The organism is Terriglobus aquaticus, from assembly GCF_025685415.1.
Lineage (GTDB): Bacteria > Acidobacteriota > Terriglobia > Terriglobales > Acidobacteriaceae > Terriglobus > Terriglobus aquaticus.
The window spans coordinates 941,511-953,694 of sequence record NZ_JAGSYB010000001.1; the positions used below are offsets into that span (position 1 = coordinate 941,511).

Genomic DNA, 12,184 nt, shown 5'->3' on the forward strand with positions numbered 1-12,184 from the left:
GATGGGTCGGAAGGAGCTTGGCTGCAAGGGTGTGTGGCTTGCTGCGCTCCTCGGTGTGGCGGCGATGCCGGCGGCGGCGCAGCGGCACGAGGTCGAGGTGGGCGCGACGTATACGTACGTGCGCACCAACCTGGTGCCTGGGTGCAACTGCTTTGGGACGCAGGGTGGCAGCGGCCTCTTCACGGTCCGGCTGTCGCCCACGTGGCAGGCGCTGGGCGAGGTGGACGTGACGCACCGCGCTGACATTACAGCGAACGGGTATGACCTGACGCAGACGGTGTTCACCGGTGGAGCGCGCTACACGCCGGCCTGGATGCGGGTACGAGTTCGTCCGTTTGGCGACGTGCTGGTGGGTGGAGCGCATGCTGGCGGCAGCCTGGCCCCCAACAACACGGGGCTGGGCGGAGCCTTCGCATTTGCGTTTCAAACGGGAGGCGGCCTGCAGGTTTCGATGCGGCGGTGGAGCATCGTGCCGTTGGATGCGGACTACCTCCTGACGACGTTTCAGAACGGTACAGGGGCTAACCGGCAGAACGATCTTCGGCTTTCCGCTGGGGTGATGTTCCGGATCCGGTGAGTGTGCGTGCCGGTCTGAAGCTTCCCGGGTGCAGCGGCGAGCCTGCTGGCCTCCGCCGCGCCCGGGAAAGTACATGCAAGTCGCGGGTCGAAGCGAGCGGATGCGTGTGAAGATGATGGCCGTTGGAGCCAAAGCTGCGAACGTGGCGGACTGTGCCGCCGGGAAGAGGGATAAAAATGCGAGTTTCTCATGGGATTGCAATGATGTTGCTCGTGGCGCTGCCGGTCGGTGCGCAATCGCCTGACGGGCGGCCGCACATTGCGAAGGAGGCAGACCTGCCGCGGATCAGCTATCCGGTGAGCGGGACGGCGCAAGAGCTGCTGCAGATGCCGAAGTCACGGTTCCTGCAGTTCGCGGCGCCGGTGGAAGCGGATATGCGAAAGATCCAGGCGCAGTACCAGATTGACGATCACACAACATTGGCCGCGATGCTGGAGGCAGAGGTGAACGTCTTGGTGCTTCGGGGCGGTCACGACCAGGAGGCGCTGGACCTGATCGCGCGCATCCGTTCGCTGGAGGATAAGCCGGCGGAGAAGCTGACGGCCGACCTGGGAACCGAGGTGTTTTTGCGGGCGCGGATGGCCGGTGGCGGAGCATCGGAAGCGTGCCCCAAGGCGGAGCCGGCTCTGTATGCCAAGACATTGCAGGGTCTGCCGTGGGAGACGGTTGCGCCGGCTGTACGGGAACTGCGGATGCGCAATCAGGTGGTCACGCCGTCATTCCTGGCGGGCATGGTGGACGCGCAGATCGGCCCCGCTCTGGCTCGGCAGCATGCCCTGACGTTGGGAGATGCGCAGTTCGTGATCGACATTCGGGGTTTTCTGGAGACGATGGCGCCGTGCAAGGCGGTGGTGCTGCCGGTGCTGGAAACCTACATGGCGGCACACCAGACGCAGAAGCCGGACATCTGGGCGGCGCGCGAGGTGACTCTGACGGACGCGGACCGGCTGACGCCGGTACCTGTGGCCATCTGGGATTCGGGCATCGATCTGCAACTGTTTCCTGGGCGGCTCTACACGAATCCGTCGCCCGGACGGGACGAGGATCCGCATGGGATTGCGTGGGACGTTTTCGACGACCGCACCCATGGTCCGCTGATTCCTTTGCCCGCGGACATCCAGCAGCAGTACGCGGAGCAGGTCCGGCTGATGGAGGGTGTGGGCGATCTGCAGAACGGGACGGACAGCCCGGCTGCGAGTGCGCTAAGGGCGCGGCTGGCGGCCATGTCTCCCGCGGAGACGCGCGCGTTCTTTGACACGCAGGCCATAGTCGGCGGATACGCGCATGGGACGCATGTGACCGGCATTGCGGCGCGCGGCAATCCCGCGATCCGGCTGGCCTACGCGCGCATGACGTACGACAACGGCAACCCGCACCAGCCACCGAGCGAAGCGCTCTCGCGGAAGTCGGCCGCGGCCATGACCGAGAGTGTGGCCTGGTTCAAGGCGCAGGGCATCCGAGTGGTGAACATGAGCTGGTGGGACAGGCCGTCAAACTTTGAGAAGGACTTGGCGGACAACGGCATCGGCAAGGAAGACACGGAACGCAAGGCGATGGCGCGGCACCTGTTCGGCATGGAGCGGGATGCGCTGTACGCGGCAATTCAGGGCGCGCCGGACATCCTGTTTGTGACGATCGCCGGAAACAACAACGTGGACAACGCGTTTGAGGAGTGCATGCCGTCGTCGTTTGTGCTGCCCAACCTGATTGTGACCGGGGCAGTGGACCAGGCGGGCGAGCCCACCGGCTTCACCAGCTATGGCGACAATGTGGCCGTGGACGCGAACGGATACGCCGTGCCGAGCGTGGTTCCGGGCGGGGCGACGGTGCGGGACAGTGGAACCAGCATGGCAGCACCGCAGGTGACGAACCTGGCGGCAAAGCTGCTGGCGGTGGACCCGAAACTGACGCCTCCCGAGTTGATTTCGCTGATCCGGGAGGGAGCGACCACCAGCGCGGACGGCAAGCGGCACCTGATCGATCCTCAGCGTTCCATGGCGCTGCTGAAGGCGAAGATGGGCGTGTCGACGCAGGCCATGATGCAGTAGCGGCACGGTGAATCCCGGAGCCACATAGAGTGTGCGGACGCCAGTCCGCACATACGTTGTAGCGCCAGGCATTCAACGCCCGTGATCCACGGCAGAAACCCAGGCGCTTGCCGGGGCCGAATAAGTGGCAAAGGCTTCAGCGGTAGTTGCGCATCGTCGCGTCGTCGCTGCCTTCCTGGGCATCGGAGTTCCGTCCGCGGAACGAAATGACACAAGCCGCAGAAGCGGTATAGCTCGCCCTGAGTGCTGGCGAGCTAAGCGAAACATAGAAGGAGTCTTGCTGGTGCCCGGAGGGGGACTTGAACCCCCACGACCGGTTAAGGTCTGCGGATTTTAAGTCCGCTGTGTCTGCCGATTTCACCATCCGGGCGTGTTGCAGGGCCGTTAGCGAGAGCCCGCCAACGCCTGTTGCTGCGTCTTTGCGGCTTCCGCTTCCAACCAGTCGACAAGCTTCACGAACGGATCGAAGCCGATCACGTTCACGCCGTCCGCGACGAAGTTCGAAAGCGCGTTCGTGTCGTAGTAGAGCAGGGAACCGTCTCGATCGTCGACGATGTATTCAATGCCGCCGATCTCGATGCCGGACGCAGCCATGATCTGCTCGACCTGCGCGATGACATCGGCTGGCGGCTCATACGCTTCCACGCGGATGCCGGACTTGGGAGCGTCGATCGCACACGCGGCCCGGTTCAGCTCCACACCGCCCGTGGTGCGGCAGATGTCCGCGGGGCACAGGTCAAAGGTCTCGCCGGTGATGTGAACCTTGATGGCGTAGAGATATTTGCCATTGAGCACCTCTACGCGGACGATGTGCTGGCCGCGGGCGGGGATGAACTCTTGCACCAGCGCCGTGGAGTCCAGGCCAAAGGCGAGTTCGCCGCGGTCGGCAGCGCGCTGCAGATCGTCGGCGCGGTCGAAACGGGTAACACCGGCGCCGGAACCGCCGATGTTCGGCTTGACCACCACGGGCCAGCGCAGGCCGGCGGTCGCCTTGACGGCCTGCGACGCACGATGGATGACCGCGGCCTTGGGGTAGGGCAGGTTGAGCGAGTCGAGCAGAGAGAGTTGTGAAGCCTTCGACAGCTCGGAGCGGAAGGCCTTCACGCCGTTGATCACGCGTACGCCGCGCATCTCCAGGTGTTCCAGAAAGCCGACGGTGTAGAAAATTTGATCGCCGTGATCGCGATTCCAGGCCGATGGACTCATGCGGTTGAAGACCAGCGAGTAGAGTTCTTCGGGGTGATCGTCTGGCGTGTAGCTGTGCTCCACCGCGTCGAGCTTCAGATAGTTGGTGCCGCGGCGATCCAGCTCAGCAAACAGCGGCTTGAACCAGTTCGGCTGTTCGTAGTAGATCGCAATCGGCTTCTGGTGCGAGGCTTCGTTCGGCATCGGGGCGGGCTCCTTCAAGGCACGGTGAGGCGCAACGCCTCTGCCTGTTCAGTTTAGCGTTGCGGCCGCAGTGGCGGCAGTGGAATGCCCAGGTGAAGCGCTGCGGCCTCGGCGGCCAGGGCACCACACATGCCGTGCACACCTCCTGCTGGGGGTGTGGAGGAACTGCACAGAAAGACGCCGGGCACGGGTGTAGAGTAGGGCGGCAGCTTGGGCCGCCGCAGCAGTTGCGACAACTCCATGGCTCCGCCGGAGACATCGCCTCCCAGCAGGTTGGGGTTCCATGCCTCCATCTGTGGAGCGGTGCGCGTGTTACGGGCAAGAATCACGTCGCGGAAGCCGGGCGCGAAGCGCTCGACTTGAGCCTCGATGGCAGGAGTCATGTCACGCGTACTGCCGTTGGGAACGTGGCAGTACGCCCATGCGGTGTGCTTGCCGGCGGGCGCGCGAGAGGGGTCGAACAGGCTGGGCTGCGAGAGCAGAACGAACGGCCGATCGTTGTCCCGACCTTCAAAGGCATCCACTTCTGAGGCGACGATCTCCTGTTCCGAGCCGCCTAGGTGGATTGTTCCCGCACGTCGGCAGAGATCGTTCTGCCAGGGGATTGGGCTGCTCAGGGCCCAGTCGATCTTGCAGATGCCCGGGCCCCGGCGAAACTTCACGTAGGGGCGGCGGCGGTCCAGCGGAAGGCTCTCGCCGGCAAGCTGCAGGAACTGCTGCGGCGTCACGTCCAGCAGGGTGCAGTCCGCCGGCGGGAGATCGTCAACGGAGGAGACCCAGTGATTTGTCTCGACGGTGCCTCTAAACGATCCGAGCACACCCACAAGCGCATCTGCAACGGCCTGCGACCCTCCTCGCGCGATCGGCCAGCCGCCGGTATGGGCCGTTGCCCCCAGCACCAGGGCGACCGCACTGGTGGCCAGCGAATCCAGAGGTACCACCGCGTGCGCCGCCAAGCCCGCGAAGAGCGTGCGAGCGCGATCGGTGCGGAAATGTGACCGCGCCAGCGTCGTAGCCGGCTGGAATGCCTTCAGGCCGAATCCGGCCAGCGCAAACGGATGACGCGGGAGATGGAAGATCGGACCGAGGACTTCGTAGATCAGGTCGTGCCAGGCCCGAACAATGTTCTGCATCAGGTCGCGATAGGCCTCGCCATCTTCGCGCAGGTGGTTGGCTGTTTCTTCTAAGGAATGGAACAGTGCGACAGCATCGCCGTTCGGCAACGGGTGAGCGAGCGGAATCTCCGGCTCGATCCAATCGAGCCCGTGCCGGGCAAGCGGGAGTGAGCGCAGGAAGGGCGACGCCACGGCCATAGGGAAGACGGCAGCGCCGATATCGTGACGGAAGCCGGGCAGCGTGGCTGCTTCTGTGCGCAAGCTGCCGCCCGCCACCGTATGGCCTTCGAAGACTCGGACACGCACTCCCTGCCGGGCGAGCGCAATTGCGGCACTGAGACCATTGGGACCGCTCCCGACGACGTTCGCGAGCTTCATACTAGTGTGGGATGCGCTTTCGTACCGCTGCCGTGTCGCGATCCGCCGCTTTGTTGCTGTCGTTACTCACCGCCTGGCCCGGGCAGACGAATGCATTTGGGCCCGATGTACCGGAACGCCTGTTCACCCTGAACCACGGCGCCATGGCAACGGAGTGGCAACTGGTGGTGAGTGCGCGAGATGAGACCCGCGCCGCCGAGCTGGCTGGCGAGGTGTTCGACGAAGTGGATCGCCTGGAAGATCTGCTGAGCAACTACCGCCCGCATAGCGAACTGTCGCGCATCAACGCAGACGCGGCAAGCGGTCCGGTCACGACCGATCCGGAGACGTTCGCGTTTCTGGAAGAGGCACAGCACTGGAGCCGGGCGAGCGACGGCGCCTTCGACATTACAGTGGGACCTTTGATGAAGGCGTGGGGCTTCTTTCGCAAAGAGGGCCGCGTGCCGAACTCGGCCGAACTGCAAGCGCTGCACGAACGGGTGGGCTCGCGCAAGATGGAGCTGCAGCCGGCGAACCGGAGTGTGTTGTTTCGCGTGCCAGGCGTGGAGCTTGATCCGGGCGGGATCGGAAAAGGATTTGCCGTAGATGCCGGGCTTCGCATACTGCGGGCCGCAGGCGTCCGATCTGCCATGCTCTCCGCTGGTAGCAGCACCATAGGAACGATCGGTCCACCGGCCGGAAGCGCCGCGTGGAGAGTGAACGCACACGATCCCTGGCGACCAGGGAATGATGTGACCTACACCCTGTTGCGCGACACAACGCTCTCTACAGCGAACTGCGCTGAGAAGAACTTCACGCTGCAGGGGCATCGGTACTGTCACATCATGGATCCGCGGACGCTGCGCCCTGTCGAGAACGTGCAGCAGGTGACGATTGTCGACCCTTCCGCAACGGCGAGTGACGCTCTGTCCAACGCCTTGTTCGTTTTGTCGCCTTCGGAAAGCATTCGGCTGCTGCACTCGCTGCCGAACGATCGTGCGTTGATCGTCACAGGCGCAGAGGACCATCGTGTGTGCACCGCGATACGATGGCGGCAGCCGATTGCGCCCGGGTTCTGCCGGCGCGTCGTGGAGGTGGAATGAATCGAAGGACCTTTTTGCAGACTTCGGCGGCGACGGCGGCCATGTTTGCGCGGGATGGACACGCGACGATGTCGGCCCGCAGCGCGAATGATCGGGTCCAGATGGGCGTGATCGGACCGGGAAGCCGAGGCAAAGAGGTGCTGCGCCAGATGCTGCACGTGCCGGGGGTGGAGGTGGTTGGCGTAGCCGATGTGTACGAGCCGCGCTTTGCCCAGGCCGACGCCGTTGCCGAGCGCACGGTATTTCACACCAAGGACTATCGCGAGCTGATCGCCCGGCCGGATGTGGATGCCTTTCTGATTGCGACTCCTCTCTCGCTGCACCGCGAACACCTGGAGGCCGTGCTGCATACCGGCAAGCCGGTGTACAGCGAAAAGGCGATGGGCTTTACCGTCCCAGACTGCCAGGGCATTATCGCCGCGGCACGCCGCAGCCGGAGCATTCTGCAGATCGGGCACCAGTACCGCTACGCGCCATGGATCGTGGCGAGCATGGAGCGCATCCGCAAAGGCGAGATCGGCGAACCCACGCACGTGTACGCGTACTGGCATCGCAACAACGACTGGCGCCGACCCGTGCCGAAGGATGACCCAAACGGAAAGTTAGAACACCTGATCAACTGGCGGCTTTACCGCGAAACTTCCGGCGGCCTCGTCACCGAGCTTGGCGTGCACCACATCGATCTGGCGAACTGGATCTTTGGCGGCCAGCCAACCCACGTGCTGGGTACCAACAGCATCGTGCGGTACCGCGATGGCCGAACAGTCGGCGATAACACCCAATGCACGTTCCTGTATGCAGGCGGCAAGCGGATGGTGTTCAGTTCGCTGACTGACAATGCCAAGCAAGGTAACGAGTTCTGGGTGTACGGCACGGAAGGCAGCGTGCAGTTCACGATCGAAGACGCCGTCTTCTACTACGAGAAGAAGAAGCCGCTGCCCAAAGAGGCCAACGCAACCGTGGTAGAGCATGGGGTGGAGACCGGGGCAAGTTACTCGACCGGCAACGAGATGCCTTACCGCGGACCCGGCGACAAGGTGCAGGTGACGTATATCGATCCGACGCTGGCCTGCGCTTCGGCCTTCTTCGCCGCGGTGCGGGGCGGAGCAAAGCCGCTGGCAAATGCTGAGGTCGGCTACCGTGCGGCGATCGCCTGCGCCGTGGCACACGATGCGGTCTTCACGGAAGAGAAAACGCCTATCCCGGCGTTGCCGGTCGTATGACGGACCGGGCAGTGGAGACAGACACCGCACCGCTGTTTATCGATCTCAGCGCAGTGTCCGTGATGCGCGGGGATGCCGTGGTGCTGCACGACATCGCGCTGGAGATCCCGGCAGGGCAGTGTGTGGCCATTCTGGGGCCGAACGGATGTGGCAAGTCCACGCTGGTCCAAACGTTGACGCGTGAGCTGTATCCCGTGGTGCGGCCGGGTATGCACGTGCGCATCTTTGGCCGCGAGCGCTGGGATGTGACAGAGCTGCGGCGGCGGCTAGGCATTGTGCCTTCCACTGCGCCGCCTCGCGATGCGCTGGGCGTGCCTGCGTTGGAGGTCGTGACCGCCGGCTTTTTTTCCGCAGCGCGATTGTGGCCAAACCTGCGGCCGACCGCAGAGATGCGAGAAGAGGCATACGCAGGCATGGAGCGACTCGGCATAGCTAGTCTGGCGGACCGGGAGCTTGGTGCCATGTCCGCAGGGCAGCAGAAACGGGTGATGATCGCGCGAGCGCTCTGCTCCAGCGGCGATGGCAGCGGCCAACGTGTGCTGTTGCTGGATGAGCCATCGAACGCGCTTGACCTGCGCGCCCAGCATGAGTTGCGCGAGACGTTGATGCGGCTTGCGGGGGACGGAGTGGGCCTGGTACTAGTGACTCACCACACGCAAGACATCGTCCCTGCATTTGAGCGAGTGCTAATGATGCAGTCGGGGCGCATCATGGCAGACGGAACACCGAGCGACCTGCTTACCGCTGAGGCGTTGAGCGATCTGTACGACCTGCAGTTGCAGGTTCAGCAGCGCGATGATCTCTACTTCGCGTTCTGAGCGGGAGGCAACATACCGCCGGGCGCTGAGCAGGCGCACGCCGTAAACCCGGCGGCGCTGCTGTGCTGCATGGCACATCGTTGCTGGGGCCACGTCGCGCGGACCGCAAACAGCCGCAGGCCGGAGGCCAACGAAGTCTGGTACGCATCGATCTGCGTCGCAGCGGCGTCGGGTGTTGTCTCCCAGCGGTGCAGTAGGTCGCTCACGCTGCGCGCCGTGAAGTTCGGCTCAGAGTACCGCTCGCGGAAGTCGTAAGCCGTGGACCATCGCCAAGCTTGCGACGGCTCTGCACCCGCCGGCGTCGCTGGAGAGACTGCGGTCGCGACTCGCTTGCTGTAGTCCACCAGCGTTGCCGAACCGGGATCGATCTGTGCGAGGAGGTAAGCGGGAGCATTGCCGCTGACAGGGGAGATGGATGGGACCGTCTTCAGTGCGACACCCGGAGCGGCGGAGTCGCTGCCTTCGATGCGATGGATTTCGTCCACATGGGAATGACCCGAGATGAAAACGCGCACCGTGTCGGCGTATTCAACCAGGAGATTGGCGAATGTGTCGTCAGGGAAGAAGGTAGCTGGCGCCTGCCCGTGGCAGATGTCGTGCGGGTGCAGGTAGGTCCGGTAGATGTTCACCTCCGGCGGGATGTGGGCAAGAACCCAGACCGCCTGGTGTGCGGCTCGGGCAGCAGCAAGCTGACCACGAAGCCAGGACAGCAAAGCGGCGGCGCTGGCGCGATTCGCTTGATGCCCACAGGTTCCCTTGTAGTCCGACGCGAGATAGAGGTCGTCGAGCGCGATCACGCGCGTGTTGGGCAGGGTCGCCGCCATAGGCAGCGCGTACGAACCGAAACGCATGAAGTCCTGCCGAGCGAGGTCGCGATCGTGGGCTGAGGTATTGCGCCAACCGGCGGAGATCGTCGGCGCCAGCCGGTGAAGCAAGCGGCTGTCCTCATCCAGCGCGTAATCTTCGCAGTCGGTGTCGTTGTTGCCGGGAGCGAAGTGGATCGTCGCCTCGGGAAAGCGCTGCTGCAACTGCAGCAACTGGAACTCGATGGTCTTTGCGGCGAAGTCTGACAGGCCGGAGCTGTCCGTCCCAGAGGGATCGAGCAAGGTGCGGTAGCGGCAGGCGAATCCGTGCACCAGCATGTCTCCGGGGACGAGCACGACGGACGGGTGGGCCTTCGCGGCATCGTCGAAGGCCGAAAGCTCCAGCGCTGGGTCGGAATCCGTTAGCTTCTCGTTGCAGGTAGCCTGCAGATTGGCGAACTGGGCGGCCGCGTCGGCCGCTGGCGGTTCAGCAAGAATGGCCGACCACTGCGCGACCGGCGCAGCAGCCAGGCGTTTCGCGCGCGAGGGGTCGCGGAACGGATCGAGATGCGGATCGCTCAGCAGCGCGGCCGTGACTGTGCCGGCGGGCGCGGCCTGCGCGCGCAACGCTGGCCCCAGCGCGGGCGCGAGCAGAGCAAGAACAAACAGCAGAAGCAACGGAAGTCTCGCGCGCACACCGAAACGAATTTCCCGTGCGCGGGTCGGCATTCAGCGATCCGTTCCGGTAAATGCGATTTGCAAAGGGACGAGTTCCGGCTGCTTGATCTTGGTTGGCCCCAGCACAGCGACGCGCGGCACCGGTCCGCGGATCATCGCCAATTCATCGCAGGCATGCAGCCGAGGACACTTCTGGCAATCCTTGTAGATCTTGTCGGGCAGCGCGGTGCGATCCATGGTAGTGCGGAAGCCGTAGTGAAAGAAAAAATCCGGGATACGCGTGAAGAGGCACGTGGTTTGCACGCCGTGCTCCTCTGCTTCGGCCAGCAAGGCCTTCAGCAGCTTGCCGCCGGCGCCCTGGCCCTTGGCTTCTGGTTTCACGACGATCGAGCGCACCTCGGCCAGGTGCGGACCGTACAGGTGCAGGGCGCCGCAGCCGAGAAAGATGCCGCCTTCCGACTCCGCGACGAAGAAGTCACGAACGTTTTCGCAGATCTCCGCGTACTGCCGGCGCAACAGCGTGCCATCCCCCGAGAGCGAGTTGACCAGCTCGAAGATGTTGGCCGCATCCTGCAGCCGGGCCTTGCGAACGCTAGCTCCGGGCATACTCAGCCTCCCGGAGAGTTCCGTCCAGCATCTCCACCGCGCTCTGCTCGGAGAGCCGCGCGCGTGCTTCCCCGAGCGCCGCCAGCACGCGCTTCATCGCCGTTCCACCAATCACGTCATGGCAGTCGATGGTTGCTCGCAGCGAGATTGCATCGTGGAAGTCCGGCCCAAACTCATCGCCAAACTGCTTCAGTTCCTCGACGGAAAGAGCGTTCAACTCGCGCCCACTTTCCAATGCAAAGCGAACAGCATTGCCGATCTTCTCGTGTGCCTTGCGGAAAGGCACGCCCTTGTTGGAGAGATACGTCGCGGCTGCCATCGCGTTCAGATATCCCCGGGATGCCGCCTCCTGCATGCGCTCGTAGCGGAACCGCAGTGACGAGGTAAAGCGATGCAGCAGCACCGTGATCTCGATGATGGTGTCGCTCGCGTTGAAGACAGCTTCCTGCCCTTCCTGAAGATCCTTGTTGTATGCCAGAGGAAGACCCTTCACCAGCATCAGCAACGTGGACAACGCACCGGTGACTCTCGAACACTTACCGCGTAGCAATTCCGTGAAGTCCGGATTCTTCTTCTGCGGCATCGCCGAAGAGCCGGTGGAGAATGCCTCTGGAAGCTCGATAAACTGAAACTCCGAAGATGCGAAGAGCGTGATCTCTTCCGCGAACCGCGAGATGTGCAAGGCAAACGTCGAGAGCACTTGGACGAACTCGATGGCGAAGTCACGGTCAGAGGTCGCGTCGATGCTGTTGGGTGTGGGAGCGGTAAACCACAGCGCACGGCTCGCGATCTCGCGATCCAACGGCAGCGTTGCCCCGGCCACGGCGCCAGAGCCAAGCGGGCAAAAGCTGAGCCGCTTCTTGCAATCCGCAAGGCGCGAAAGATCGCGTTCGATCATGGAAACATAGGCAAGCAGCCAGTGCGCCACCAGCACCGGCTCCGCGCGCTGCAGGTGTGTGTACGACGGCATCACCGCATCCCCAGCCTGCTCTGCAAGTTCAACCAGCGCGAGCGCCCAGCGCTTCATGCCCTCTGCGATCAGGTACATGCTGTCGCCCACGTACAGCCGCATGTCTGTCGCAATCTGTTCGTTGCGGCTGCGGCCCGTGTGCAGCTTCAGGGCGAGGTCGCCGATCTGGCGCTTCAGCTCCAACTCGACAAAATGGTGAACGTCTTCTGCCTGACTTGCCGAGTCTGCCCAGGGAGCGCCCGCGTCGAAGATGGTGCGCTCGTCGTTCAGGCCTTCCTGCCGCACAAGCTGACCTAGAGCTTCGATCATTTGCTGCTCTTCGTCGGCCGTCAGAATGCCTGCAGCCGCGATCATCCGCGCATGGGCGATACTGGCGCTCGCTTCCATCGGAATCAGCCGCCAGTCGAACACAAACGAGCGCTGCCACTGCTCGAAGTCAGGATCGAGAGGCTCGCGAAAGCGGCCGGACCACATCTTTGTCGGTTGGGTCGCCATGC

General features: G+C 63.8%; 10 protein-coding genes and 1 tRNA gene. 5 read left to right on the top strand and 6 right to left on the bottom strand.

Features of this window, described 5'->3' with window-relative positions:
- Position 1: 1 nt before the first annotated feature.
- Together OHL12_RS04010 and OHL12_RS04015 are read left to right on the top strand one after the other, a co-directional pair.
- Positions 2–577, top strand: coding sequence for an outer membrane beta-barrel protein (locus OHL12_RS04010; RefSeq protein WP_263412541.1), 576 nt, complete (start codon positions 2–4; stop codon positions 575–577).
- 200 nt (positions 578–777) lie between these two features.
- Positions 778–2,625, top strand: coding sequence for a S8 family serine peptidase (locus tag OHL12_RS04015; RefSeq protein WP_263412542.1), 1,848 nt, complete (start codon positions 778–780; stop codon positions 2,623–2,625).
- A 281-nt stretch (positions 2,626–2,906) separates the two neighbouring features.
- On the opposite strand, the gene OHL12_RS04020 is transcribed toward OHL12_RS04015, so the two are convergent.
- From OHL12_RS04020 to OHL12_RS04030, 3 genes are all read right to left on the bottom strand, one after another.
- Positions 2,907–2,995, bottom strand: a tRNA-Leu gene (locus tag OHL12_RS04020).
- Positions 2,996–3,009: 14 nt separating this feature from the next.
- A complete protein-coding gene (locus tag OHL12_RS04025) occupies positions 3,010–4,014 on the bottom strand; it encodes an ATP-grasp domain-containing protein (protein ID WP_263412543.1) in 1,005 nt (334 codons plus the stop codon).
- 53 nt (positions 4,015–4,067) lie between these two features.
- On the bottom strand, positions 4,068–5,507 hold the full coding sequence (locus OHL12_RS04030) for a phytoene desaturase family protein (RefSeq protein ID WP_263412544.1): 1,440 nt from the start codon (positions 5,505–5,507) through the stop codon (positions 4,068–4,070).
- An 11-nt stretch (positions 5,508–5,518) separates the two neighbouring features.
- Between OHL12_RS04030 and OHL12_RS04035 the strand changes: the two genes are divergently transcribed.
- Genes OHL12_RS04035 through OHL12_RS04045 form a run of 3 tightly spaced genes read left to right on the top strand, consistent with a single transcriptional unit; the run spans position 5,519 to position 8,630 of the window.
- Positions 5,519–6,589: an FAD:protein FMN transferase gene (locus OHL12_RS04035; RefSeq protein ID WP_263412545.1), complete on the top strand. Its 1,071-nt coding sequence runs from the start codon at positions 5,519–5,521 to the stop codon at positions 6,587–6,589.
- Positions 6,586–7,812, top strand: a complete 1,227-nt coding sequence (locus OHL12_RS04040; RefSeq protein WP_263412546.1) for a Gfo/Idh/MocA family protein — start codon at positions 6,586–6,588, stop codon at positions 7,810–7,812. The genes OHL12_RS04035 and OHL12_RS04040 overlap by 4 nt, the downstream gene beginning before the upstream one ends.
- Positions 7,809–8,630: an ABC transporter ATP-binding protein gene (locus OHL12_RS04045; RefSeq protein WP_263412547.1), complete on the top strand. Its 822-nt coding sequence runs from the start codon at positions 7,809–7,811 to the stop codon at positions 8,628–8,630. Before OHL12_RS04040 ends, OHL12_RS04045 begins: the two co-directional genes overlap by 4 nt.
- Here OHL12_RS04045 and OHL12_RS04050 read toward each other — a convergent pair.
- Genes OHL12_RS04050 through argH form a run of 3 tightly spaced genes read right to left on the bottom strand, consistent with a single transcriptional unit; the run spans position 8,615 to position 12,182 of the window.
- Positions 8,615–10,162 carry a metallophosphoesterase gene (locus OHL12_RS04050; protein WP_263412548.1) on the bottom strand — a complete coding sequence of 516 codons (1,548 nt, stop codon included), beginning with the start codon at positions 10,160–10,162 and terminating at the stop codon, positions 8,615–8,617. The genes OHL12_RS04045 and OHL12_RS04050 overlap by 16 nt on opposite strands.
- Positions 10,163–10,717, bottom strand: coding sequence for a GNAT family N-acetyltransferase (locus tag OHL12_RS04055; RefSeq protein ID WP_263412549.1), 555 nt, complete (start codon positions 10,715–10,717; stop codon positions 10,163–10,165). It abuts the gene before it with no gap.
- Complete coding sequence (gene argH / locus OHL12_RS04060) at positions 10,704–12,182, bottom strand: argininosuccinate lyase (protein WP_263412550.1); 1,479 nt, start codon at positions 12,180–12,182, stop codon at positions 10,704–10,706. The genes OHL12_RS04055 and argH overlap by 14 nt, the downstream gene beginning before the upstream one ends.
- Positions 12,183–12,184: the final 2 nt, after the last annotated feature.